Origin of the sequence: Pseudomonas sp. FP597 (assembly GCF_030687435.1) — a bacterium.
GTDB classification, from domain to species: domain Bacteria; phylum Pseudomonadota; class Gammaproteobacteria; order Pseudomonadales; family Pseudomonadaceae; genus Aquipseudomonas; species Aquipseudomonas lactucae.
Window position 1 is genome coordinate 768,803 of record NZ_CP117432.1, and the last position, 24,839, is coordinate 793,641.

The 24,839-nt window shown below is 57.9% G+C and carries 15 protein-coding genes, 2 tRNA genes and 3 rRNA genes; 11 read left to right on the top strand and 9 right to left on the bottom strand.

Annotated elements, in window-relative coordinates; all coding sequences use genetic code 11:
• Positions 1 to 107 precede the first annotated feature (107 nt).
• The gene (locus PSH66_RS03385; protein WP_305428359.1) at positions 108 to 1,199 is read left to right on the top strand and encodes a calcium:proton antiporter; all 1,092 of its coding nucleotides are present in this window, start codon (positions 108 to 110) and stop codon (positions 1,197 to 1,199) included.
• Between the two features lie 27 nt (positions 1,200 to 1,226).
• On the opposite strand, the gene PSH66_RS03390 is transcribed toward PSH66_RS03385, so the two are convergent.
• The 6 genes from PSH66_RS03390 to PSH66_RS03415 form a co-directional block, all read right to left on the bottom strand.
• Entirely contained in the window at positions 1,227 to 2,585 is a 1,359-nt protein-coding gene (locus tag PSH66_RS03390) for an 8-oxoguanine deaminase (RefSeq protein WP_141062987.1), read from the bottom strand.
• A 189-nt stretch (positions 2,586 to 2,774) separates the two neighbouring features.
• Entirely contained in the window at positions 2,775 to 3,461 is a 687-nt protein-coding gene (locus tag PSH66_RS03395) for an SDR family oxidoreductase (protein ID WP_003171524.1), read from the bottom strand.
• Positions 3,462 to 3,518: 57 nt separating this feature from the next.
• Positions 3,519 to 4,100, bottom strand: coding sequence for a YigZ family protein (locus PSH66_RS03400; protein ID WP_078731408.1), 582 nt, complete (start codon positions 4,098 to 4,100; stop codon positions 3,519 to 3,521).
• A gap of 12 nt (positions 4,101 to 4,112) precedes the next feature.
• A complete protein-coding gene (locus PSH66_RS03405; RefSeq protein WP_042944128.1) occupies positions 4,113 to 4,772 on the bottom strand; it encodes a TetR/AcrR family transcriptional regulator in 660 nt (219 codons plus the stop codon).
• 87 nt (positions 4,773 to 4,859) lie between these two features.
• Positions 4,860 to 6,254 (bottom strand): uracil-xanthine permease family protein, encoded by a 1,395-nt coding sequence (locus PSH66_RS03410; RefSeq protein WP_305428360.1) that lies wholly within the window; start codon positions 6,252 to 6,254, stop codon positions 4,860 to 4,862.
• An 88-nt stretch (positions 6,255 to 6,342) separates the two neighbouring features.
• Positions 6,343 to 7,263 (bottom strand): LysR family transcriptional regulator, encoded by a 921-nt coding sequence (locus PSH66_RS03415; protein WP_003171528.1) that lies wholly within the window; start codon positions 7,261 to 7,263, stop codon positions 6,343 to 6,345.
• Positions 7,264 to 7,388: 125 nt separating this feature from the next.
• On the opposite strand from PSH66_RS03415, the gene PSH66_RS03420 reads away from it, so the two are divergent.
• From PSH66_RS03420 to PSH66_RS03465, 10 genes are all read left to right on the top strand, one after another.
• On the top strand, positions 7,389 to 8,738 hold the full coding sequence (locus PSH66_RS03420; protein WP_003171529.1) for an aspartate aminotransferase family protein: 1,350 nt from the start codon (positions 7,389 to 7,391) through the stop codon (positions 8,736 to 8,738).
• 39 nt (positions 8,739 to 8,777) lie between these two features.
• Complete coding sequence (locus PSH66_RS03425) at positions 8,778 to 10,271, top strand: CoA-acylating methylmalonate-semialdehyde dehydrogenase (protein ID WP_003171530.1); 1,494 nt, start codon at positions 8,778 to 8,780, stop codon at positions 10,269 to 10,271.
• A 571-nt stretch (positions 10,272 to 10,842) separates the two neighbouring features.
• Positions 10,843 to 12,384: ribosomal RNA gene (locus PSH66_RS03430) — 16S ribosomal RNA — on the top strand.
• A 122-nt stretch (positions 12,385 to 12,506) separates the two neighbouring features.
• Positions 12,507 to 12,583: transfer RNA gene (locus PSH66_RS03435), tRNA-Ile, on the top strand.
• A gap of 10 nt (positions 12,584 to 12,593) precedes the next feature.
• Positions 12,594 to 12,669, top strand: a tRNA-Ala gene (locus PSH66_RS03440).
• A gap of 236 nt (positions 12,670 to 12,905) precedes the next feature.
• Positions 12,906 to 15,798: ribosomal RNA gene (locus PSH66_RS03445) — 23S ribosomal RNA — on the top strand.
• 157 nt (positions 15,799 to 15,955) lie between these two features.
• A 5S ribosomal RNA gene (gene rrf / locus PSH66_RS03450) occupies positions 15,956 to 16,071 on the top strand.
• Together the 16S, 23S and 5S rRNA genes with 2 tRNA genes alongside form the textbook arrangement of a ribosomal RNA operon.
• A gap of 179 nt (positions 16,072 to 16,250) precedes the next feature.
• Positions 16,251 to 16,910 (top strand): paraquat-inducible protein A, encoded by a 660-nt coding sequence (locus tag PSH66_RS03455; protein ID WP_003171533.1) that lies wholly within the window; start codon positions 16,251 to 16,253, stop codon positions 16,908 to 16,910.
• Positions 16,897 to 17,520, top strand: a complete 624-nt coding sequence (locus tag PSH66_RS03460; protein ID WP_305428361.1) for a paraquat-inducible protein A — start codon at positions 16,897 to 16,899, stop codon at positions 17,518 to 17,520. The genes PSH66_RS03455 and PSH66_RS03460 overlap by 14 nt, the downstream gene beginning before the upstream one ends.
• Positions 17,513 to 19,816, top strand: a complete 2,304-nt coding sequence (locus tag PSH66_RS03465; protein ID WP_305428362.1) for a PqiB family protein — start codon at positions 17,513 to 17,515, stop codon at positions 19,814 to 19,816. Before PSH66_RS03460 ends, PSH66_RS03465 begins: the two co-directional genes overlap by 8 nt.
• Before the next feature lie 103 nt (positions 19,817 to 19,919).
• On the opposite strand, the gene mksF is transcribed toward PSH66_RS03465, so the two are convergent.
• From mksF to mksB, 3 genes are read right to left on the bottom strand one after another with little or no spacing between them, the layout of a single operon-like run.
• Positions 19,920 to 22,760: an Mks condensin complex protein MksF gene (gene mksF / locus PSH66_RS03470; RefSeq protein WP_003171537.1), complete on the bottom strand. Its 2,841-nt coding sequence runs from the start codon at positions 22,758 to 22,760 to the stop codon at positions 19,920 to 19,922.
• Positions 22,757 to 23,464: an Mks condensin complex protein MksE gene (mksE, locus tag PSH66_RS03475; protein ID WP_003171538.1), complete on the bottom strand. Its 708-nt coding sequence runs from the start codon at positions 23,462 to 23,464 to the stop codon at positions 22,757 to 22,759. The genes mksF and mksE overlap by 4 nt, the downstream gene beginning before the upstream one ends.
• Positions 23,454 to 24,731 (bottom strand): Mks condensin complex protein MksB, encoded by a 1,278-nt coding sequence (mksB, locus tag PSH66_RS03480; protein WP_003171539.1) that lies wholly within the window; start codon positions 24,729 to 24,731, stop codon positions 23,454 to 23,456. Before mksB ends, mksE begins: the two co-directional genes overlap by 11 nt.
• Positions 24,732 to 24,839 lie beyond the last annotated feature (108 nt).

Here is a 24,839-nt window from a genome sequence, read left to right on the forward strand (position 1 = left end):
GTTTTATTCGTACAAGGGCGGCGTCAACTAAGATGTAACGAAACGTTAGCAGCGTGGCGCAGTCTGTACCCCATCAATGACTGATTTGCCGTTTGAAAAGGCCCGTAATGCTTACACTCCTCAAGCAAGAAAAATTCATGCTGCTGGCGCTGATTGCTGCCATTGCTGCGTACCCGTTGGAGCATTGGATGCTGCACAGCGGGCAAATGGTGGCGCTGTTGGCCGGTGTGGCGCTGATCGCTTTCATCGTGTTGGCGTCGATGCGTGTGGCCCACCACGCCGAGCAATTGGCGGAAAAAGTCGGCGACCCCTACGGCACCATGATCCTGACCCTCGCGGCGGTGTTGGTAGAGGTGGTGATCCTGGCGATCATGATGAGTAACGAACCATCGCCGACCCTGGTGCGCGATACGATCTACTCCGCTGTAATGCTCGATATCAACGGCATCCTCGGCCTGGCCGCGTTGATGGGCGGCATCAAGCATGGCGAGCAGTCCTACAACGATGATTCAGCACGCACCTACAGCGTGATGATTCTTACCGCCATGGGCGTGTCGATGGTGGTGCCGGAATTTATCCCCGAAGCTGACTGGAAAATTTACTCGGCCTTCACCATCGGCGCGATGGTGGTGCTCTACACCTTGTTCCTGCGTATGCAGGTGGGGCCGCACAGTTACTTCTTCAGCTACAGCTACCCGGAAAAACGTCGCAGGAAACTGCCCGAAGAAGAGCAGGAAACGCCGGTGAACCTGGCGTTCTCCATCGGTACCCTGGTGTTTGGTGTAATCGTGATTGGCGCACTGGCCGAGGTGATGTCCAAGACACTCGACCTGGGCCTGGAAGGCACGGGCGCACCGCCGGTGATCACGGCGATTGTAGTGGCCGCTATTTCGGCGGCGCCGGAAATTCTGACCGCGTTGCGCGCAGCGTTGGCCAACCGCATGCAGTCGGTGGTCAACATCGCGCTGGGTGCTTCCTTGTCGACGGTGATTCTGACGGTGCCGGTGATGGAGGCCGTGGCGCTTTACACCGGCCAACCGTTCCAGATGGCGATGACCCCGGTGCAGACGGTGATGGTGTTTATTACGTTGATCGTGAGTGCGATCAACCTCAACGATGGCGAAACCAACGCCATCGAAGGGATGACCCATTTTGTGCTGTTTGCGACCTTTATCATGTTGTCTCTGCTAGGCCTATAAGCACTGCAGGATTTGAACTGTGTTTGCTTAGGTGCCGGCGATCAACTGCCGTGCGGCCTGGGTGTGATCGGCGATCAAGCCCTTCAGATCCAGGCCTTCGACCTGCCCGTCGATCACTCGCCACTTGCCTGCGATCATCACCCGGTCCGCTCGGTCGGCGCCGCACAACAGCAGCGCCGAAATCGGATCATGGCTACCGGAGAAGCGCAGCTCATCAAGCTTGAACAACGCCAGGTCGGCCTGTTTGCCGACGGCCAATTCGCCGATATCCGTACGTCCCAGCAATTGCGCCGAGCCTTTGGTGGCCCAGCCGAGCACGCCTTCGGGAGTGATTTTTTCGGCGCCGTAACGCAGGCGCTGGATATACAGCGCCTGGCGCGCTTCGAGGATCATGTTCGACGCATCGTTGGATGCGGAGCCATCCACGCCAAGACCGATAGGCGCGCCGGCGGCGAGCAAATCCAGGGTCGGGCAGATGCCGGAGGCCAGGCGCATGTTCGAGCTTGGGCAGTGGCAGATGCCGGTACCGGCGGCGCCCAGGCGCGCGATTTCATCCGGATTGAAGTGAATGCCATGAGCCAGCCAGGTACGCGGGCCGAGCCAGCCGACGCTGTCGAGGTAGTCCACGGTGCGCAGGCCGAAGCGCTGCAGGCAAAAGTCTTCCTCATCGAGGGTTTCCGCCAAGTGGGTGTGCAGGCGCACGTCGAGGCTGTTGGCCATCTCGGCGCTGGCTCGCATGATTTGCGGCGTGACGGAAAACGGTGAGCAGGGCGCCAGGGCGATCTGGATCTGTGCCCCTTCGCCTCGCTCATGGTAGTTGCGGATCAGACGTTGGCTATCGTCGAGAATCACCTGGCCTTGTTGCACCGTCTGCTGCGGTGGCAAGCCGCCGTCCGCTTCGCCCAGGCTCATGGAGCCCCGGGTGAGCATGGCGCGCATGCCCAGTTCACGCACGCTGTCGACTTGTACATCGATGGCGTTTTCCAGCCCATCGGGGAACAGGTAGTGGTGATCGGCTGCGGTGGTGCAGCCTGAGAGCAGCAACTCGGCCAGCGCGACTTTGCTGGCCAGGGCGAGTTTCTCCGGCGTCAGCCGCGCCCAGACCGGGTACAGGGTTTTGAGCCAAGGGAACAAGGGCTGGTTGACCACCGGTGCCCAGGCGCGGGTCAGGGTTTGGTAGAAGTGGTGGTGGGTGTTGATCAGCCCGGGAAGGACCACATGTTCATGAGCGTCGAACACCTGTGCACAGGGCTGTGCAGGTGCTTGCCCCAGGGCCAGCATTTCGGTGATCACACCGTCCTGCAGCACCAGGCCGCCACGGGCGTCGAGGCCATTGGCAGTAAAAATCGCGAGGGGGTTTTTTAACCAGATACGGGTCGCAGGCATTGGCCGGCTCCTCTGAATGATGGGTTCAGGTTTGCCAGCTCAGTGTTGCCCTGTCTGCTGATCCAGGGTCGCCGGTGAGGGCGAAGTGCTTAGATTACGTGTAGTTCTGGGGCTGGTCTAGCTGTAGGAAAATAGACGCTATCAATGTGAGAGAGAGCAAGCCCCCTCCCACATTTCGATCCGTGGTGTTTACCAGGCGATGGTGTCGCCTTTGTAGTCCACGAAGTGATGGCCGCCTCTGCCGGTGTAGGCGTTCACCTGGTCGACCAGGCCGCGCACGCTGGTGTCGACATCGATATGCGCGTTTTCTCCGCCCATGTCGGTCTTGACCCAGCCCGGGTGCATCGACAGTACGGTGAGTTTGTGGTCGCCCAGCTGGGTGATGAAACTGTTGGTCATGGAGTTGAGCGCGGCTTTGCTGGCCTTGTACAGCGCCAGGTCTGAGCCGTCGGGGATAGTCACGCTACCCAGCACCGAACTCATGAAGGCCAGTACGCCGCTGTCCTTGCGGATCTGCCCGACAAAGCGCTGTGCCAGGTTGATCGGTGCCACGGCGTTGGTGAAAAACAGTTGGCCGACTTCGGCCAATGTGACGTGACCAGGCTCCTGGTTGGCCGGGCCTTTGACACCGGCATTGACGAACAGCAAGTCGAAAGTCCGCTCCTTGAGGCGTTGGGCCAGGGCAATCACGGCTTGCTGATCGTCCATGTCGAGTTTTTCGATCTGCACCGGGCCCACGGCTTTCAGCGCATCGGCCTTGCTCGGGTCACGCACGGTGGCGGTCACGTCCCAGCCGTCCTGGAACAATTGCTTGACCAGGCCAAGGCCCAGCCCGCGCGAGGCGCCGATGATCAGTGCGGTTTTTGGCGTAGACATGAATAGCTTCCTTGGGAGTCGCGGTTCAGGGAATGGCGCGGAACAACAGTAGCAGTTTCAGCGTTGCAGCAGGATACGCCCACGGCTCAGGTCGGCGAGCTGGGTTTGCAGGGTATCGATGTGGGCTTCGCCCAGGGCCAGTTGCAGTTCTACACCGTTGGCGGTGAAGGTTTCCTCTATAACCAATCCGTCCAGTTCGGCAACGCGCAGCTTCACCAGGTTCAACTCGGAGAAGCCACAGGCGCAGCTCAGCGCTACGCGGCTGATCAGTTCGATGCGCTCGGCTGTTTGCAGACATTTATTTGCGCCGCCACCGTAGGCACGGGCCAGGCCACCGGTGCCCAGTTGGATGCCGCCGTACCAGCGAATCACCAGCACTGCGACTTGATCGAAACCCTGGGCCTCGATGGCCGCCAGAATTGGCCGCCCGGCGGTGCCGCCGGGTTCGCCGTCGTCATTGCTGCGGTATTGATCGGCCAGCTTCCAGGCCCAGCAATTGTGCGTGGCGTTCAGATCGCTGTGCTGCTCGAAAAACGCCTGGGCGTCCTGCGGGCTGGTAATCGGCACGGCGAGGGTGATAAAGCGGCTTTTGCGTATTTCTTCGCGAAATTCGCACAGGCCTGTGAGCGTGAAAGGCATGAGTGGCTTCGTCTAGAGGGCGGGCTTGATGCCGCAACCTTTGAGAATGATGTGGATCAGGTTGGTGCCGGCGTCTTCCATGTCCTGCTTGGTCAGCTTGCTGCGACCGGTCACGCGGCAGATCTGGGTGGCGAAGTCGGCGTAATGCTGGGTGCTGCCCCACAGCAGGAAGATCAGGTGCACCGGGTCGACGGCGTCCATCTTGCCCGCGTCGATCCAGGCCTGGAACACCGCCGCACGGCCACTGAACCAGGCGCGGTAGTCCTGGCTGAAATATTCGGTGAGGCATTCGCCGCCGCTGATGATCTCCATGGCAAAGATCCGCGAGGCCTGGGGCTGGCGCCGCGAGAACTCCATCTTGGTGCGGATGTAGCGAGAGAGGGCCACGGCCGGGTCGTCTTCGGCGGTCAGCGTATTGAACGTGCTGTCCCACAGTTCGAGGATATTGCTGAGCACCGCGATATACAGGCCCAGCTTGTTGGTGAAGTAATAATGCAGGTTGGCTTTGGGCAGCCCCGCACTCGCAGCAATGGTGTTCATGCTGGTGCCCTTGTAGCCATGGCGCGCGAACTCATCCTCAGCAGCCTGGAGAATCGCTTGTTCATTCTTTTGCCGAATGCGGCTGGCGGGTTTACCGGCGTGGTTGCTGTGGGCGGGAACTTCGAGGCTCATGGAGAGTACCGTGCTGATCGAGAGAGACGACGTGTGCACAGATAACCCACCCTCAAGCCCCAGACAAGTCCCGATGCAATAAAACCGTCAAAGCGATTCCAGTGTGTCGCTTTCGGGCGAGTGGTTTGCGCCTGTGTGGGTCGCTTTGGCTTCCGGTAACAAGAGGCACAATACAATGGCGGTCAGGCCACCGCTGGTGATGGCGGAGTCGAACAGGTTCTGCACCAATGTCGGCATCTGGTGCAACAGGTTTGGCTGGGCGGCGATGCCCAGGCCGACGCCAAACGATGTGGCGATGATCAGCATGCTACGTCGATCCAGCGGTGCCTGGGCGAGGATGCGCACGCCGGCGGCGGCCACACTGCCGAACATCACCAGGGTCGCGCCGCCCAGGACCGGTTTGGGAAGTTGCTGCAACACGGCGCCAATCAACGGAAACAAACCGAGGCAAAACAGCACCACACCGATATATAAGCCGACGTAACGGCTGGCCACGCCGGTGAGTTGGATCACACCGTTGTTCTGCGCGAAGGTGGTATTGGGGAAGGCACTGAACGTAGCGGCGATCATGCAACTGACACCATCACCCAGCACGCCACCCTTGAGTCGGCCTATATAAGAAGGGCCGCTGATAGGTTGGCGCGCGATCATGCAGTTGGCGGTGAGGTCGCCGACCGTTTCGATGCTGCTGATCAGATAAATCAGCGCGATCGGTAGGAAGGCGCTCCAGTCGAAATTGAAGCCAAAGCGAAACGGTATCGGCACGCTGATCCAGGGCAAGTCCGCAAGTGCCTGGGGTACCAGTTTACCGCTGAGCCAGGCGGCCAGACTGCCGAGTATCAGACCGATGATGATGGCCGAGAGGCGCACCCAGGCCGTGTTCGAGCGGTTGAGCAGGATGATCGTCAACACCACGAACAGGCCCAGCGCCAGATTGGTGGGGGCACCGAAGTCAGGGGCATTGAAGCCGCCGCCGAGGTCGGTGATGCCGACTTTGATCAGGCTGATACCGATCAAGGTGATCACGATGCCGGTGACCAGTGGCGTGATTACGCGGCGCAGTTGGCCAATGAAACGGCTCAGCACGATCTGCACCGCTGCGCCGAAAAAGCACACGCCGAAGATCATCGCCATGATGTCTTCCGGGCTGCCACCGCGTTGTTTCACCAGGAAACCGGCTGAAAGTACCGCGCCGAGAAAGGCGAAGCTGGTGCCTTGCAGGCAGATCATCCCGGCGCCGATGCCAAACGGCCTGCGCGCCTGGATGAAGGTGCCGACCCCGGACACCATCAACGCCATGCTGATCAGGTAGGGCAAATGCGCGGTCAGGCCCAGGGTGGAGCCGATGATCAGTGGCGGGGTGATGATGCCTACAAAAGCGGCCAGCACATGTTGCAGTGCGGCCAAAAAGGCCGGGGCGGGTTTCGGACGGTCGTTGAGGCCGTAGATCAGGTCGCTGGGGCTGGAGGATTCTGGTGGCATGGCGGGCTAACTCGAGGCGGACGATTCTAGGTCCAAGTGCTCTTGCAAAAAGCTGTCCAATTGCTCAGCTTTTTGCGCGAGGCCCGCGTCAACGTGTTGCGGCCAGGCTGTCCAGGAAGCTTTCCAGCACCAAATGAGGGCGACGGCCCTTGCGCGTGACCGATGCCAGGCTTAAATCGTAAAAACGCGTAGCCGATTTCAGCGCGCGCAGTCGGCCTTGTTGCACCCATAGGCTGGCGTAGTGATCGGGCAGGTAGCCGATATAGCGGCCGGTGAGGATCAGGAAGGCCATGCCTTCGCGGTCCGAGGCGCTGGCCGTGCAGTTGAGCGCCTGGTAGTGGGCCTGGATCTCGGCAGGCAGGCGGAAGGTGGGGGCGATGGCGTCCTGGCTGTCGATGCGTTCGTCGTCCAGTTGCTTGTCGTCGGCATAAAACAGTGGATGACCGACCGCGCAGTAGAGCAGGGAGCGTTCGCTGTACAGCGGTTGGTACTCCAGCCCCGAGAGGGCGCTGGCCTGAGGGACCACGCCGACATGCAGGCGCCCGTCGAGCACGCCCTGTTCGACTTCATTGGGCGCGATCATGCGGATCTGGATCTGCACATCCGGGCCGCGCTCCTTCAACTGCGCCAAGGCGTGGGTGATGCGCATGTGCGGCAGGGTGACGAGATTGTCGGTGAGGCCGATGATCAATTCGCCGCGCAAATGCTGGTGCAGGCCGTTGACCTCGGTGCGGAAACTTTCCAACGCACTCAGTAGTTGCAGAGCAGATTGGTAGACCTCCCGGCCTTCTTCGGTCAGGGAGAACCCGGCGCGGCCCCGTTGGCAAAGCCTTAGACCGAGGCGCTGCTCAAGGTCGCTCATCTGTTGGCTGATGGCTGAACGACCGATACCGAGTACCGTTTCCGCCGCGGAGAAACCGCCGCACTCCACTACACTGCGAAAGATGCGCAGCAGGCGGATATCGAAGTCGCTGACTTGGGCCAGGGGATCGGGTCGACGCAGGCTCATAGTTTAGTCGTGGTCTGACTGAAGGTTAGAAAAGTTGGATTTCATCAACTTTATCCCCGTGGCAATTTAGCTGCAACAATGCTTTTCAATCCCGACGCCGTCGTTTGCCCTGCGAGGTTTTGCTGATGAACATGCCCGAAAACGCCCCATCGTCCCTGGCCAGCCAACTGAAGCTTGATGCTCACTGGATGCCCTACACCGCTAACCGTAACTTCCAGCGTGACCCGCGCCTGATCGTGGCCGCCGAAGGCAGCTGGTTGACGGATGACAAGGGGCGCAAGGTCTACGACTCGTTGTCGGGCCTGTGGACTTGCGGCGCCGGGCATACGCGTAAGGAAATCCAGGAGGCGGTGGCCAAGCAACTGGGCACCTTGGACTACTCTCCGGGCTTCCAGTACGGTCATCCGTTGTCCTTCCAACTGGCGGAAAAGATTACCGACCTGACCCCAGGCAACCTGAATCATGTGTTCTTCACCGACTCCGGTTCCGAGTGCGCCGATACCGCGGTGAAGATGGTGCGTGCCTACTGGCGCCTGAAAGGCCAGGCGACCAAGACCAAGATGATCGGCCGTGCCCGTGGCTACCACGGCGTGAACATCGCCGGTACCAGCCTGGGCGGTGTTAATGGTAACCGTAAGATGTTTGGTCAGGCGATGATGGATGTTGACCATCTGCCGCACACCTTGCTGGCGAGCAATGCGTTTTCCCGTGGCATGCCGGAGCAGGGCGGTATTGCGCTGGCCGATGAGCTGCTCAAGCTGATCGAACTGCATGACGCTTCCAATATTGCCGCCGTATTTGTCGAGCCGATGGCCGGTTCCGCCGGTGTACTGGTGCCGCCGCAGGGTTACCTCAAGCGTCTGCGTGAGATTTGCGACCAGCACAACATCCTGCTGGTGTTTGACGAAGTGATCACCGGTTTCGGCCGTACCGGCTCGATGTTCGGCGCCGACAGCTTCGGCGTGACCCCGGACCTGATGTGCATTGCCAAGCAAGTCACCAACGGCGCGATCCCAATGGGCGCGGTGATTGCCAGCAGCGAGATTTATCAGACCTTCATGAACCAGGCGACGCCGGAGTACGCGGTGGAATTCCCCCACGGCTATACCTACTCGGCACACCCGGTGGCGTGCGCTGCCGGTCTGGCGGCGTTGGATCTGTTGCAGAAGGAAAACCTGGTGCAGAGCGTGGCCGAAGTCGCGCCGCACTTTGAGAATGCACTGCATGGTTTGAAGGGCAGCAAGAATGTGATCGACATTCGCAACTACGGCCTGGCCGGTGCGATCCAGATCGCCACACGCGACGGCGACCCCATCGTGCGCCCATTCGAGGCTGGCATGGCCTTATGGAAGGCCGGGTTCTACGTGCGCTTTGGCGGCGACACCCTGCAGTTCGGGCCAACCTTCAACAGCAAACCGCAAGACCTGGATCGCCTGTTCGATGCGGTCGGCGAAGTGCTGAACAAAATCGACTGATTTCTCCTTCTATATAGAACAATTTCTCAGGAGCCCTGCATGAGCCTTATCCAGCATTTGATCAACGGCGAGCTGGTCGACGACAGCGGCCGTAGTGCCGACGTATACAACCCGTCCACCGGTCAGGTGATTCACCAGGTGCCGTTGGCCAGTCGTGAAACTATCCAGCGTGCAATTGACTCGGCCAAGGCAGCTTTCCCCGCGTGGCGCAATACGCCGGCGGCCAAGCGTGCCCAGGTGATGTTTCGTTTCAAGCAGTTGCTGGAGCAGAACGAAGCGCGTATCTCGCAATTGATCAGCGAGGAACACGGCAAGACCTTGGAAGATGCTGCTGGCGAGTTGAAGCGCGGGATCGAGAACGTGGAGTACGCATGCTCGGCACCGGAGATTCTCAAGGGCGAGTACAGCCGTAACGTCGGGCCGAACATTGATGCCTGGTCAGATTTCCAGCCGTTGGGTGTGGTGGCGGGTATTACCCCGTTCAACTTCCCGGCGATGGTGCCGCTGTGGATGTACCCGCTGGCGATTGTGTGCGGCAACTGCTTCATCCTCAAACCTTCGGAGCGTGATCCGAGCTCAACGCTGCTGATCGCACAACTGTTGCAGGAAGCCGGTCTGCCTAAAGGCGTGCTGAGTGTGGTGCACGGCGACAAGGGCGCGGTAGATGCATTGATCCAAGCGCCGGAAGTGAAAGCGCTGAGCTTTGTGGGCTCAACGCCGATTGCCGAGTACATCTATTCCGAGGCGACCAAGCGCGGCAAGCGCGTTCAGGCGCTGGGTGGGGCGAAGAACCATGCCGTGCTGATGCCGGATGCGGATCTGGACAATGCGGTCAGTGCCTTGATGGGCGCGGCATATGGTTCCTGCGGCGAGCGCTGCATGGCGATTTCGGTGGCTGTGTGTGTGGGTGATCAGGTGGCGGATGCGTTAATCGCCAAGCTGGTGCCGCAGGTCAAGGCGCTGAAGATCGGGGCGGGTACGTCCTGCGGCCTGGATATGGGGCCTTTGGTGACGGGGCAGGCGCGGGATAAGGTCAGCGGTTATATAGAAGACGGTGTGGCTGCGGGGGCGGAACTGGTCGTCGACGGTCGTGGCTTGAGTGTTGCGGGGCATGAGGAAGGGTTCTTCTTGGGCGGCAGCTTGTTTGATCGTGTGACGCCTGAGATGCGCATCTACAAAGAGGAAATCTTCGGCCCGGTGTTGTGCGTGGTACGGGTGGACAGCCTGGAAGCGGCGATGCAATTGATCAATGATCATGAATATGGCAACGGTACCTGTATCTTCACTCGCGATGGTGAAGCGGCGCGTCTGTTCTGTGACGAGATTGAAGTGGGCATGGTGGGCGTGAACGTTCCTTTGCCGGTGCCTGTGGCCTATCACAGCTTTGGCGGCTGGAAGCGCTCGCTGTTCGGCGATCTGCATGCGTATGGGCCGGATGGGGTGCGTTTCTATACCCGTCGCAAGGCGATTACCCAGCGTTGGCCGCAACGGGCCAGCCATGAAGCATCGCAGTTCGCATTTCCCAGCTTGTAAGGCTCGGTAAACGCAAAGCCGGCCCCTTGGGGCCGGCTTTCGCGTTTCTGGGCGTTTTTGACCTATATGACAGAAATATGAAAAAGAAGGTTGACGGCAGATTCTGGAAGCCTATAATTCGCCCCACTTCCGGCGCAGTCGAAACGGAAAACTCCTTGGTAAACAATGAGTTAAGTGGTTTTCGACAGCAAGTCGCTTCAGTTCATCGAAGCCAAAAGGAAGTTGAAAAAGAGGTGTTGACAGCAGCGTGTAACGCTGTAGAATTCGCCTCCCGCTGACGAGAGATCTGAAGCGCAAGTGGTTGAAGTTGTTGAAGAAATCTTCGAAAGCTTCTGAAAATAACCGCTTGACAGCAAATGAGGCTGCTGTAGAATGCGCGCCTCGGTTGAGACGAAAGCTCTTAACCAACCGCTCTTTAACAACTGAATCAAGCAATTCGTGTGGGTGCTTGTGGGGTCAGACTGATAGTCAACAAGATTATCAGCATCACAAGTTGCTCCGCGAGAAATCAAAGATGTAACCAACGATTGCTGAGCCAAGTTTAGGGTTTCTTAAAAACCCAAAGATGTTTGAACTGAAGAGTTTGATCATGGCTCAGATTGAACGCTGGCGGCAGGCCTAACACATGCAAGTCGAGCGGTAGAGAGAAGCTTGCTTCTCTTGAGAGCGGCGGACGGGTGAGTAAAGCCTAGGAATCTGCCTGGTAGTGGGGGATAACGTTCGGAAACGGACGCTAATACCGCATACGTCCTACGGGAGAAAGCAGGGGACCTTCGGGCCTTGCGCTATCAGATGAGCCTAGGTCGGATTAGCTAGTTGGTGAGGTAATGGCTCACCAAGGCGACGATCCGTAACTGGTCTGAGAGGATGATCAGTCACACTGGAACTGAGACACGGTCCAGACTCCTACGGGAGGCAGCAGTGGGGAATATTGGACAATGGGCGAAAGCCTGATCCAGCCATGCCGCGTGTGTGAAGAAGGTCTTCGGATTGTAAAGCACTTTAAGTTGGGAGGAAGGGTTGTAGATTAATACTCTGCAATTTTGACGTTACCGACAGAATAAGCACCGGCTAACTCTGTGCCAGCAGCCGCGGTAATACAGAGGGTGCAAGCGTTAATCGGAATTACTGGGCGTAAAGCGCGCGTAGGTGGTTTGTTAAGTTGGATGTGAAATCCCCGGGCTCAACCTGGGAACTGCATTCAAAACTGACTGACTAGAGTGTGGTAGAGGGTGGTGGAATTTCCTGTGTAGCGGTGAAATGCGTAGATATAGGAAGGAACACCAGTGGCGAAGGCGACCACCTGGACCAACACTGACACTGAGGTGCGAAAGCGTGGGGAGCAAACAGGATTAGATACCCTGGTAGTCCACGCCGTAAACGATGTCAACTAGCCGTTGGGAGCCTTGAGCTCTTAGTGGCGCAGCTAACGCATTAAGTTGACCGCCTGGGGAGTACGGCCGCAAGGTTAAAACTCAAATGAATTGACGGGGGCCCGCACAAGCGGTGGAGCATGTGGTTTAATTCGAAGCAACGCGAAGAACCTTACCAGGCCTTGACATCCAATGAACTTTCTAGAGATAGATTGGTGCCTTCGGGAACATTGAGACAGGTGCTGCATGGCTGTCGTCAGCTCGTGTCGTGAGATGTTGGGTTAAGTCCCGTAACGAGCGCAACCCTTGTCCTTAGTTACCAGCACGTTATGGTGGGCACTCTAAGGAGACTGCCGGTGACAAACCGGAGGAAGGTGGGGATGACGTCAAGTCATCATGGCCCTTACGGCCTGGGCTACACACGTGCTACAATGGTCGGTACAGAGGGTTGCCAAGCCGCGAGGTGGAGCTAATCCCACAAAACCGATCGTAGTCCGGATCGCAGTCTGCAACTCGACTGCGTGAAGTCGGAATCGCTAGTAATCGCGAATCAGAATGTCGCGGTGAATACGTTCCCGGGCCTTGTACACACCGCCCGTCACACCATGGGAGTGGGTTGCACCAGAAGTAGCTAGTCTAACCTTCGGGAGGACGGTTACCACGGTGTGATTCATGACTGGGGTGAAGTCGTAACAAGGTAGCCGTAGGGGATGGGAACCTGCGGCTGGATCACCTCCTTAATCGACGACATCAGCTGCTCCATAAGTTCCCACACGAATTGCTTGATTCATTGAAGAAGACGATAGAAGCAGCTTTAAGCTCCAAGCTGATAGCTCTTAGCTAATCAGTTGCGCTCGAAATTGGGTCTGTAGCTCAGTTGGTTAGAGCGCACCCCTGATAAGGGTGAGGTCGGCAGTTCGAATCTGCCCAGACCCACCAATTTTGTTATGGGGCCATAGCTCAGCTGGGAGAGCGCCTGCCTTGCACGCAGGAGGTCAACGGTTCGATCCCGTTTGGCTCCACCATTAACTGTTTCTGCTGTTAGAGTTTAGAAATGAATATTCGTTGATGAATATTGATTTCTAGTCTTTGATTAGATCGTTCTTTAAAAATTTGGGTATGTGATAGAAAGATAGACTGACCGTTACTTTCACTGGTAATGGATCAGGCTAAGGTAAAATTTGTGAGTTCTCTTAACGAGAAATTCGAATTTTCGGCGAATGTTGTCTTCACAGTATAACCAGATTGCTTGGGGTTATATGGTCAAGTGAAGAAGCGCATACGGTGGATGCCTTGGCAGTCAGAGGCGATGAAAGACGTGGTAGCCTGCGAAAAGCTTCGGGGAGTCGGCAAACAGACTTTGATCCGGAGATGTCTGAATGGGGGAACCCAGCCATCATAAGATGGTTATCTTGTACTGAATACATAGGTGCAAGAGGCGAACCAGGGGAACTGAAACATCTAAGTACCCTGAGGAAAAGAAATCAACCGAGATTCCCTTAGTAGTGGCGAGCGAACGGGGACTAGCCCTTAAGTGGCTTTGAGATTAGCGGAACGCTCTGGAAAGTGCGGCCATAGTGGGTGATAGCCCTGTACGCGAAAATCTCTTAGTCATGAAATCGAGTAGGACGGAGCACGAGAAACTTTGTCTGAATATGGGGGGACCATCCTCCAAGGCTAAATACTACTGACTGACCGATAGTGAACTAGTACCGTGAGGGAAAGGCGAAAAGAACCCCGGAGAGGGGAGTGAAATAGATCCTGAAACCGTATGCGTACAAGCAGTGGGAGCCCACTTTGTTGGGTGACTGCGTACCTTTTGTATAATGGGTCAGCGACTTATTTTCAGTGGCGAGCTTAACCGAATAGGGGAGGCGTAGCGAAAGCGAGTCTTAATAGGGCGTCTAGTCGCTGGGAATAGACCCGAAACCGGGCGATCTATCCATGGGCAGGTTGAAGGTTGGGTAACACTAACTGGAGGACCGAACCGACTACCGTTGAAAAGTTAGCGGATGACCTGTGGATCGGAGTGAAAGGCTAATCAAGCTCGGAGATAGCTGGTTCTCCTCGAAAGCTATTTAGGTAGCGCCTCATGTATCACTGTAGGGGGTAGAGCACTGTTTCGGCTAGGGGGTCATCCCGACTTACCAAACCGATGCAAACTCCGAATACCTACAAGTGCCGAGCATGGGAGACACACGGCGGGTGCTAACGTCCGTCGTGAAAAGGGAAACAACCCAGACCGTCAGCTAAGGTCCCAAAGTTATGGTTAAGTGGGAAACGATGTGGGAAGGCTTAGACAGCTAGGAGGTTGGCTTAGAAGCAGCCACCCTTTAAAGAAAGCGTAATAGCTCACTAGTCGAGTCGGCCTGCGCGGAAGATGTAACGGGGCTCAAACCATACACCGAAGCTACGGGTATCACGTAAGTGATGCGGTAGAGGAGCGTTCTGTAAGCCTGTGAAGGTGAGTTGAGAAGCTTGCTGGAGGTATCAGAAGTGCGAATGCTGACATGAGTAACGACAATGGGTGTGAAAAACACCCACGCCGAAAGACCAAGGTTTCCTGCGCAACGTTAATCGACGCAGGGTTAGTCGGTCCCTAAGGCGAGGCTGAAAAGCGTAGTCGATGGAAAACAGGTTAATATTCCTGTACTTCTGGTTATTGCGATGGAGGGACGGAGAAGGCTAGGCCAGCTTGGCGTTGGTTGTCCAAGTTAAGGTGGTAGGTGGCTGAGATCTTAGGTAAATCCGGGATCTTAAGGCCGAGAGCTGATGACGAGTCGTCTTTTAGACGACGAAGTGGTTGATGCCATGCTTCCAAGAAAAGCTTCTAAGCTTCAGGTAACCAGGAACCGTACCCCAAACCGACACAGGTGGTTGGGTAGAGAATACCAAGGCGCTTGAGAGAACTCGGGTGAAGGAACTAGGCAAAATGGCACCGTAACTTCGGGAGAAGGTGCGCCGGTGAGGGTGAAGGACTTGCTCCGTAAGCCCATGCCGGTCGAAGATACCAGGCCGCTGCGACTGTTTATTAAAAACACAGCACTCTGCAAACACGAAAGTGGACGTATAGGGTGTGACGCCTGCCCGGTGCCGGAAGGTTAATTGATGGGGTTAGCTAACGCGAAGCTCTTGATCGAAGCCCCGGTAAACGGCGGCGTAACTATAACGGTCCTAAGGTAGCGAAATTCCTTGTCGGGTAAGTTCCGACCTGCACGAATGGCGTAACGATGGCGGCGCTGTCTCCACCCGAGACTCAGTGAAATTGAAATCGCTGTGAAGATGCAGTGTATCCGCGGCTAGACGGAAAGACCCCGTGAACCTTTACTATAGCTTTGCACTGGACTTTGAATTTGCTTGTGTAGGATAGGTGGGAGGCTTTGAAGCGTGGACGCCAGTTCGCGTGGAGCCAACCTTGAAATACCACCCTGGCAACTTTGAGGTTCTAACTCAGGTCCGTTATCCGGATCGAGGACAGTGTATGGTGGGTAGTTTGACTGGGGCGGTCTCCTCCTAAAGAGTAACGGAGGAGTACGAAGGTGCGCTCAGACCGGTCGGAAATCGGTCGTAGAGTATAAAGGCAAAAGCGCGCTTGACTGCGAGACAGACACGTCGAGCAGGTACGAAAGTAGGTCTTAGTGATCCGGTGGTTCTGTATGGAAGGGCCATCGCTCAACGGATAAAAGGTACTCCGGGGATAACAGGCTGATACCGCCCAAGAGTTCATATCGACGGCGGTGTTTGGCACCTCGATGTCGGCTCATCACATCCTGGGGCTGAAGCCGGTCCCAAGGGTATGGCTGTTCGCCATTTAAAGTGGTACGCGAGCTGGGTTTAGAACGTCGTGAGACAGTTCGGTCCCTATCTGCCGTGGACGTTTGAGATTTGAGAGGGGCTGCTCCTAGTACGAGAGGACCGGAGTGGACGAACCTCTGGTGTTCCGGTTGTCACGCCAGTGGCATTGCCGGGTAGCTATGTTCGGAATAGATAACCGCTGAAAGCATCTAAGCGGGAAACTAGCCTCAAGATGAGATCTCACTGGGACCTTGAGTCCCCTGAAGGGCCGTCGAAGACTACGACGTTGATAGGTTGGGTGTGTAAGCGCTGTGAGGCGTTGAGCTAACCAATACTAATTGCCCGTGAGGCTTGACCATATAACACCCAAGCAATTTGCTGACCTGAGAAGGCGCCAGATTGCGGTGTGTGAAGACGAGATGAACCGAAAGTTCGACGCTCACAAAACACCAATTGCTATCACATACCCAATTTGCTGAAGCGAGGCCATCAGGTCACGACTCAGTACCCGAATTTCTTGACGACCATAGAGCATTGGAACCACCTGATCCCATCCCGAACTCAGAAGTGAAACGATGCATCGCCGATGGTAGTGTGGGGTTTCCCCATGTGAGAGTAGGTCATCGTCAAGATTAAATTCCGAAACCCCATTTGCGAAAGCAGGTGGGGTTTTGTTTTGGGCGCTCGGAAAGTATTGAGAGGTTCGCTCGTCGGCCTGCACGACGATTATCCCCGACAAATTTGCACAGTTATTTCTGAAACAGACCACTAGAATAGGCACCTAACCTTTTTTAGAGTACGAGCCCTATCTATGCCCGATCCAGTTGATGCCATTGAGGTATCGGATCTACCACTGGACGATCTGGTGGCATGCCATGAGTGCGACTTGCTGATGCGTAAACCCGCGCTCGCCCTCGGTGAAAAAGCCCAATGCCCACGTTGTGGTTACGAGTTGTACGCTCACCGCCACAATGTCGTGGAGCGCAGTCTCGCCTTGGTGCTCGCCGCGTTGTTGTTGTACATCCCTGCGAACTTTCTTCCGATCATGCAGCTCAATCTACTCGGGCAGTCCTCGGAGGACACCGTCTGGAGCGGCGTAGTCGGCTTGTTCGATACCGGCATGCAAGGCGTTGCAGCCGTCGTATTCCTGTGCAGCATGGCGATTCCTTTGCTCAAGCTCCTGTGTCAATTGGCCGTGCTACTCAGCATCCGTTGGAAGATCGGGCGAAGTTACGGTCTGCTGCTATACCGCATTTACCATCACATGAAAGATTGGGGGATGTTGGAGGTCTACCTCATGGGAGTGCTGGTGGCGATCGTCAAACTCGCCGACATGGCCTCCATTACGATAGGCCTGGGTCTGGTCTGCTTCGTCAGTTTATTAATGGTTCAAGTTCTGCTTGAGGTGGTGATGTCGCCCCACCAAATCTGGCAAGCGCTTTCAGGAGAGGATGATCATGCGGGCGATTGATGCAGGCATTCTGATTTGTGCCGAATGCCATGAATTGAACAAACAAGAACCGGATGCGGACGAGCAGACCTGCACCCGTTGCGGTGCGCTCGTGCATGCACGTCGCCCCAATAGCCTCACGCGTACCTGGGCCCTGCTGATCACCGCCGCGATTCTGTATATCCCCGCCAACCTGTTACCGATCATGACCATCAATTCACTCGGCCAGGGCAGCCCCAGCACCATCATGTCCGGGGTGATAGAACTGGTTCAGCACGGTATGTTTCCCATCGCCGCTGTCGTATTTATCGCCAGTATCCTGGTACCGACATTCAAGCTGGTGGGCATTGGTCTGCTACTGTTTTCGGTGCAGCGTCACCAACCGCTGTCCGCGCAACAACGTATTGTGATGTACCGTTTTATCGAGTTCATTGGACGTTGGTCCATGTTGGACATCTTCGTGATCGCCATTCTGGTGGCGGTCGTAAACTTTGGACGGCTTGCCAGCGTCGAGGCTAACCTCGGTGCGGCGGCGTTCGCCAGTGTGGTGATCTTGACGATGCTTGCCGCAGTAACTTTCGATCCCCGACTGATTTGGGATAACACGGAGTCGGACGACGACCATGAGTGATTTGCCTAAAGCTAAAACACGCCCAGCTTCCAACTGGTCGGCCATTTGGGTGTTGCCCCTGATCGCCTTGATCATCGGTGGCTGGCTGGGATGGCGCGCCTATTCACAACAGGGCATCGAGATCCAGGTGCGCTTCGAAAGCGGCGAAGGTATTCAGGTCAACAAGACTGAAGTGGTCTACAAAGGCATGCCGGTGGGCAAGGTCAAGGCGCTGGCCCTGGACGACGAAGGCAACAATCGCGGGGTGATCGCCACCATCGAGATGAACAAGGATGTCGATCAATACCTCAAGACCAACACGCGCTTCTGGTTGGTCAAGCCCAGTGTCAGCCTTGCCGGCATCACCGGTCTGGAAACCCTGGTTTCGGGTAACTACATCGCCGCCAGCCCTGGCGATGGCGAGCCGACACGCAAGTTCAAGGCGCTGTCCGAGGAACCGCCGTTATCGGACGCCAAACCCGGTCTGCACCTGACCATCAAGGCCGACCGTCTCGGTTCGTTGAACCGTGGCAGTCCCGTGTTCTACAAACAGATCCAGGTCGGCCAGGTCAAAAGCTACCTGCTGTCCGAGGACCAGAGCACCGTCGAAATCAAGGTCTACATCGAGCCGACCTACGCCAGCCTGGTGCGTAAACACACGCGCTTCTGGAACGCCAGCGGCATCAGCATCGACGCCAACCTGTCCGGCGTAAAAGTGCGCAGCGAATCACTCTCCAGCATCGTCGCTGGCGGTATCGCTTTCGCCACACCCGAAAACCGCAAAGACAGCCCACCCACCGATCCGAGCCTGCCCTTCCGTCTGTACGAAGACTTCGATGCCGCCGCCGCCGGCATCCGCGTCAAGGTCAAGCTCACCGACTTCGAGGGCTTGCAGGCTGGACGTACGCCGGTGATGTACAAAGGCATCCAGGTCGGTACCCTCAAAACCCTGAAGATAGACCCGGACCTCTCCAGCGCCAACGCGGAGCTGACCCTCGACCCCTTGGCCGAAGACTATCTGGTACAGGACACCCAATTCTGGGTGGTCAAGCCTTCCATCTCCCTGGCCGGCATCACAGGCCTGGAAGCGCTGGTAAAAGGTAACTACATCGCTGTTCGTCCGGGTGACAAAGGGACTGCACCCCAGCGCGAATATGTGGCCCGCGCCAAGGCGCCACCGCTGGATCTGCGCTCCCCGGGCCTGCACATGGTGCTGTTCACCGACAGCCTCGGGTCTTTGGATGTCGGCAGTCCGATCCTCTACAAACAGGTCAAGGTCGGCTCGGTGCAGAGCTACCAGTTCTCGCGTAAGAACAAGCAACTGGTGATCGGTGTTCACATCGAGAAGGAATACGAAAACCTGGTGAACGGCTCAACGCGGTTCTGGAATGCCAGCGGTGTCACGCTGACCGGAGGTCTTACTGGTGGCATCCAGGTCAAGAGTGAATCCCTGGCCAGCCTGATGGCCGGGGGCATCGCCTTTGAAACGCCGGAGCCAAACGTACCGCTGAAAAAGCGCATCCCGCGTTTCCGCCTGTTTGCTGACCGCGAGGCCGCGAATCAACACGGTACGCTGATCACTCTCAAGGTTGACCGCGCTGATGGTCTGCGCCCTGGCACTGCCGTGCGTTTTAAAGGCCTGGATGTGGGCAAGATCGAAAGCGTCGACCTCAGTGCCGACATGCAATCGGTGCTGCTCAGTGCACGTATTACCCAAGTGGCGGACCGTATTGCGCGCGTCGGCACTCAGTTCTGGGTCGTCAAGCCTGAGTTGGGCTTGATGAAGACTTCCAACCTGGAAACCCTGGTCACCGGTCAGTACATCGAAGTGCAGCCAGCAGCGAAAAGTGCAGGCCCACAAAAGAGTTTCGTCGCCCTGGACCAACCGCCCGAAGCCGTCCATCAGGAACAAGGCTTGAGCCTGGTCCTCAGCGCCGCGCGGCGTGGATCGCTGAAAGAGGGCGTACCGGTCACCTACCGCGAAGTCACCGTGGGCAAAGTCACCGGCTACGAGTTGGGCCAGACCGCCGACCGCGTGTTGGTGCACATCCTGATCGAGCCCAAATACGCGCCGCTGGTGCGCAGCGGTAGCCGCTTCTGGAACACCAGTGGGTTTGGCCTGGACTTCGGCTTATTCAAAGGCGCGACCGTACGCACTGAGTCTCTGGAAACCCTGGTCGCCGGTGGCATTGCCTTTGCCACCCCGGACGGCGAGCGCATGGGCAATGCTGCGCGACCGCAGCAGACCTTCCCGCTGTTCGACAAGTTTGAAGATGAATGGCTGACCTGGGCGCCTAAAATTCCGCTCGGTAAGTAGACCCAGGCGCCGCCATCGGGGGCTTGCTCCCGATGGGACCGGCACAGACACAAAAAAGGCCCCTGGATTCTCCCCAGGGGCCTTTGCGTTTCAGCGGAAAAAATTAAACCTCATCCAGCTCCGGTTCATCCGCCTGCACATTCACAGTGGCCTTCACCACATCGTGACGACGGATGTACTTCCAGTCCGCCTCATCGATGTAGATCCCGTTCGGCCCGCTGCCGCCTTCCAGGTCGATCGCCACCTGGGCGGACACCTGTGGCTTCACACTGGCCAGAATCGGCACAAAGCCCAGTTGCAGGCTGGTTTCCAACAGCGCTGCCTGGTTCTTTTCATCGATGTCTGCCGCTTCATCGAGGTAGTACGGCAAACGCACGCGCCCGGCCTGGTCGCGGTCCATCAAGTGCAGCAACAAGTACATGTTGGTCAGCGCCTTGATGGTCATGGTGGTGCCGTTGGAGGCCGCGCCGTCGATGTCGGTATGGATCACTGGTTGGCCGTGGACCTTGGTGATTTCGAACGCCAACTCGAACAAGTCCTTGAGGCCCAACTGGTTATGGTTGGCGGCTACCAGGCGAGCAAGGTATTCCTTGGCTTCTTCGTTCTTGTTGTCCTGTTCGGCGCTCTGGCTGAGGTCGAATACCGACAGGGTTTCGCCTTCTTCATACTGACCGGCACTGTGGATAATCTGGTCGATATGCTTGAGCGCTTCCTTGTTCGGCGCCAGTACGATGCGGAAGCTTTGCAGGTTGGACACCTGGCGCTTGTTGATCTCGCGGTTGAACAACGCCAACTGGTGTTCCAGGCTGTCGTAGTCGCTGCGGATATTGCGCAAGGTCCGTGCGATATCGGTGACGGCTGCGCGGCGTGCCTTGCCCAGCGTCAGCGCCTCGTCGGTACGGTGTGCATAGGCGTTGATCAGCAGTTGCAGGCGGCGCTCGACGTCGTCCTCGCTGTCGAACTTGGCCACCCCCTTGAGACGCACCTGAGCATACAGCGCCTCGATCTGGCCATCGGCGCGCAGCAGGCCCTGCCAACTGTCCTGATAGTCGTTGAGCAGCGGCAGCAGGTTGTCCATGGAATCGTCGACCGGGTCCATGAACGGCGTGCCGAACGGCAGGTCCGCCGGCAGCAACTGGCGACGGCGCAAGGCGTCATCCAGCGTTCGTTGCTTGGCTTCCATATCACCGATCTGGCGACCGACCAGTTGCAGCTTGGCCGACAATTGCTGGACGCGTTCGGTGAAGGCGTCGCTGGAGCGCTTCAATTCATCCTGCGCCGCTTCCATCTGCGCCAGGTTTTCCAGCTTCTCGCCTTCTTCGGCGCTCAGGGTTTGCGCGCGACGGAAGTCTTCCAGGGCCTTTTGCGCATCCAGCACTTGCTGATACAGCGCTTCGGTCTGGGTCTTGCTCGCCGCGCGGTCAGACGCTACCGCCTGCTGCGTCTTGAGCTGCTTGAGTTCTTTCTCCAGACGTTCCTTCTGGTCACGCAAGGCCGCGCGGTCCGCCAGAGCCTGCAATGCCGGCGGCTCGATGTGCGAGATGTCGATGGACAGCCCCGGCACTTCAAAACGCTCACCCTTGAAGCCATCGAGGATCTGCTCCAGGGATTTGACCCACTGGCCGTCCTCATCCAGCGTGATGCCATGCTCGCCCAACGGCAGGCTGAACAACGCGCTGTTGAACAGGCGCATCAGGCGCTCGACATCCTGCTGCGAGAATTCTTCGCGCAGCTTGGCGTAACTGTTGTTATCCGCGTGATCGAGTTGCTGCCTGACCGACTTCAACCGTTTTTCCAGGTCGCGCAGACGCTCGTCCAGATCTTCGGCGCTGAACTGCCGCGACTGTGCCAGAGCACCCGCGAGTTCATCGTGAGCATCCTTGGCCGCCAGCAATTGCTGTTCCAGCACTTTCACGTCATCGACCAGGGCAAAGCGATGCTTGAGCACCGACAGCTCGCCCAGCCAGCGCTGGATGCCGCTGATTTCGCGCTCCAGGCGCATCAGCTCCTGGGTACCGCCACGCTGGTCGTTCTGCAGCGCGTCCTGCTCGTTGCGGTAGTGCTCGGCCTGGATAGTCAGCTCCTCCTTGCGTGCACTTGCGTAGTCCGACCAGGTGCCCAGCAGCGAATCCAGCAGCGGCGACAGGCGATGCAGTTTGCCGCGCAGGATGTCGCGCTGTTTCACGCCATTGGCCAGTGCTTCGACCAACGGGCCGGCGGCGACCAGTGAGTTGTAGTCCTGTTCCATGCGTCGTACATCGCGGAAGGCTTCTTCACATGCGGCGATGTAATCCACGCTGCCGGAACGCAGGCTGTGTTCGAAGGCATCCAGAAACAATTGCTTGAGCTTGGCCGCGGTGATTTCGCGCATGTGCAGCAGGTTGATAAACAGCGCGCGGAAGGTCTTAAGGCTCTGTTCGCTGGTGGAACGCAACGGGATCAGTGTCAGGTCCAGCGGGATTGACGTGTGGCCGCCGACCAGCAAACGGCGCAGTTCATCGGGCTTGAGTTCGTAGGCTTTCAGGCCTTCGCGCTCAAGGTTGGTGAACAGCTCTTTCTGACGCAGGCAGGTGTCGTTCTTCTGGTAGTGAGCCAGGTCCAGCTTGCCCGCGTAGGCAAAGAACTGGTGACCGAAACCGCCGCCCGGCCCGCGACCGACCACGCCAATGACATGCGGGCCGTGTGGCAGGGAGACTTCCACCAGGATGTAGCTGGTGTCGGTGGCAAAGTAGAAGCGCCGCGATTGTTCCAGGGTGTACTTGCCGAAACTCATGTCCGACATGCGCGCCAGGATCGGGAACTGCAAGGCGTTGATCGACGCGGATTTACCCAGGTTGTTGGCGCCATACACCGACAACGGTTCTTCCAGCGGGAACAAACCCAGGCTGTAACCGGCGGTATTCAATAGGGCGAAGCGGCGGATGCCGTAGCGTTCCTTGCTCATGCATCGGTCTCCTGTTCTTCGGCAATGGCGCGGGCCAGGGCGTCTTCTTCGCTTTCGTCTGCAAAGTCGCTCAAGTCGAGCGGGTCATCGGTCTTCAGCAGTTTTTCATCGCTGTCTTCGTCGATGATCACTGGCGCAGGCAACGGCAACACACTGTGCACGCTGGCCGCCAGGTCACGGTCCTGCTGCACCGACAGGCACACGTCGAGGAAACGGTGCATGGGCGGCAGGAAGCGATAGATGCCGCTGTCTTCGCTGGCAAAACCCAGTTGGGTCATGCGGCGCATGATTTTTTCTTCGAGTTCTTCCTGGGTCTGCACTTCGGCCTGGATAAACAGGTCGCGGTATTTTTCCAGCAGGGACGGCAACTCATCGCGGCCCAGGCTGCCACCGTCGAGCACGGCGATCGGGTCACGGCCCTGATCGGCCAGGTGCTCGACGATGATGAAGGTGAACAGCGCCAGGCGCTGGGCGGTCTTGTTCACCTGCGCGCTGGCGATGGCGGAGTCCGGCACGAAATAGTAGAAACCACGGGTATCGCAGACCAGCTCAAAGCCCAGAGCTTTGAACAGCGTGCGGTACTGGTCCTGGAAGTTCGACAGTTGCGTGTACAGCTCCGGATCACGGCGGCTGACGTGGTAACCCTTGAACAGCTCGCGAAAGATCGGCGCCAGCTGGGACAGTTCGGAAAGATCAAGATGCATAAGGGGTGCTCGCAGAAGTCTCGGCCGCATCAGGGCTGGCCGGGAGCAGGGCGAATGAGCGCAGGCTGACCTGATGCTCGTGTGTGTGGTAGTCGCGGCGTTCCAGGCGTTCGCGTTTGAAGCGTTTTTCCCGCGAGAGGCGCGAGAACCAGTACAGCAATTCGTCGGTGGCGCCGTCCGGTTCCTGCTCCAGCAGCCAGGTCATCAGGTCCGGCATTGGCAGCGCGTCTTCGCAGCGCTCGAGCATTTCCTTGACCGTGCGCGGCGCGCGCTGGGCTTCGCCCTTGTGGGATTTGTGCGCCTTGGGAAAACGCGCCGGTTTCGGCTCGAAATTCGCCAGTGCATACACATAGGCTTCGACCTGGCTGGCACTGCCGAGGAACGTACTTTGCGGTCGGGTGAACATCGGCATCGCGGCCTGTGGGACCGCATCCAGCCCTTTACGGCGGATGGCCGATAAGGCGAGCGCTGCGCCACGGGTGACGGCATTGTGCCGGCGCGCCTCTTCACGCAGTGGCAGCAGCAGCTCCCGCGCATGGCGCAACGTCAACTGGGCGCTGGTCTGCATTTCGAGGATGCGCGCGTGGGTGCGCAGCAGCATGTCGTCATCCACCAGGTGGCCGAGGCGCTGCTGCTCGGTGAGCATGCGCAGCAGTACGTTTTCCACCTTGCGCACGCCTTGCTCGAAGGCGCCGTCGGCGTTCACCAGTTGGATCATTGGTTCGACGTATTCGTCCCAGGTTGCCAGGACTTCGGCGTAACGCTGGCGCAATGGGATCTGGCGGTCGCTGGTCTTGGCGCGGTCGGCCACGGCGGCGAGGGCCTGTTCGTCGTTGGCGAGCTTTTTCAGTACATCGCGCACGCGCATGTCCAACAGGCGCAGTTGACGGGCCAGGTCGTGGCCGTCGCGGATGTCGAAGGCATCCTGGATATAACCGGCCAGGCGCTCGAGGTGGCGCAGGTAGGCTTCAATCTCCAGGCACAGGCCGAGCCGGTGCTCCTTGCGCAGGTACGCCAGGAAGTCGTGGATTTGCGCGTTGAGCTCGAAACGGTTCGGGCTCTTGGCGACGGGCACCAGGATATCCAGGCGGATCCACACGTCCAGCAGGCTGGTGATGTCCTGGGGCGTGCTGTCCAATTGTTGGGCGGCCAGTTGCGCGCGCAGCTCGCCGAGGCTCAGGGTGCCTTGGTCGAAGTGTTCGCACAGTGGCTCAAGTAAGGCCCAGTGTTCGGCGAGGGCGCGCAGGACGCGCTTGGGTTCGATCATGGGAATGGCCGGCTGGTTGGCGATTAAAAATCGCGATTGTACTGCATCAGGCGCGGGATTTATCCACAGCCGGTCAGTGCGCAGTGGGCGATTGTTACCGAACAGCGG

Bases quoted from the DNA above. Each gene is read 5' to 3' on its own strand.
- PSH66_RS03385 (WP_305428359.1), top strand. From the start codon at position 108: ATGCTTACACTCCTCAAGCAAGAAAAATTCATGCTGCTGGCGCTGATT.
- PSH66_RS03390 (WP_141062987.1), bottom strand. From the start codon at position 2,585: ATGCCTGCGACCCGTATCTGGTTAAAAAACCCCCTCGCGATTTTTACT.
- PSH66_RS03395 (WP_003171524.1), bottom strand. From the start codon at position 3,461: ATGTCTACGCCAAAAACCGCACTGATCATCGGCGCCTCGCGCGGGCTG.
- PSH66_RS03400 (WP_078731408.1), bottom strand. From the start codon at position 4,100: ATGCCTTTCACGCTCACAGGCCTGTGCGAATTTCGCGAAGAAATACGC.
- PSH66_RS03405 (WP_042944128.1), bottom strand. From the start codon at position 4,772: ATGAGCCTCGAAGTTCCCGCCCACAGCAACCACGCCGGTAAACCCGCC.
- PSH66_RS03410 (WP_305428360.1), bottom strand. From the start codon at position 6,254: ATGCCACCAGAATCCTCCAGCCCCAGCGACCTGATCTACGGCCTCAAC.
- PSH66_RS03415 (WP_003171528.1), bottom strand. From the start codon at position 7,263: ATGAGCCTGCGTCGACCCGATCCCCTGGCCCAAGTCAGCGACTTCGAT.
- PSH66_RS03420 (WP_003171529.1), top strand. From the start codon at position 7,389: ATGAACATGCCCGAAAACGCCCCATCGTCCCTGGCCAGCCAACTGAAG.
- PSH66_RS03425 (WP_003171530.1), top strand. From the start codon at position 8,778: ATGAGCCTTATCCAGCATTTGATCAACGGCGAGCTGGTCGACGACAGC.
- PSH66_RS03455 (WP_003171533.1), top strand. From the start codon at position 16,251: ATGCCCGATCCAGTTGATGCCATTGAGGTATCGGATCTACCACTGGAC.
- PSH66_RS03460 (WP_305428361.1), top strand. From the start codon at position 16,897: ATGCGGGCGATTGATGCAGGCATTCTGATTTGTGCCGAATGCCATGAA.
- PSH66_RS03465 (WP_305428362.1), top strand. From the start codon at position 17,513: ATGAGTGATTTGCCTAAAGCTAAAACACGCCCAGCTTCCAACTGGTCG.
- mksF (WP_003171537.1), bottom strand. From the start codon at position 22,760: ATGAGCAAGGAACGCTACGGCATCCGCCGCTTCGCCCTATTGAATACC.
- mksE (WP_003171538.1), bottom strand. From the start codon at position 23,464: ATGCATCTTGATCTTTCCGAACTGTCCCAGCTGGCGCCGATCTTTCGC.
- mksB (WP_003171539.1), bottom strand. From the start codon at position 24,731: ATGATCGAACCCAAGCGCGTCCTGCGCGCCCTCGCCGAACACTGGGCC.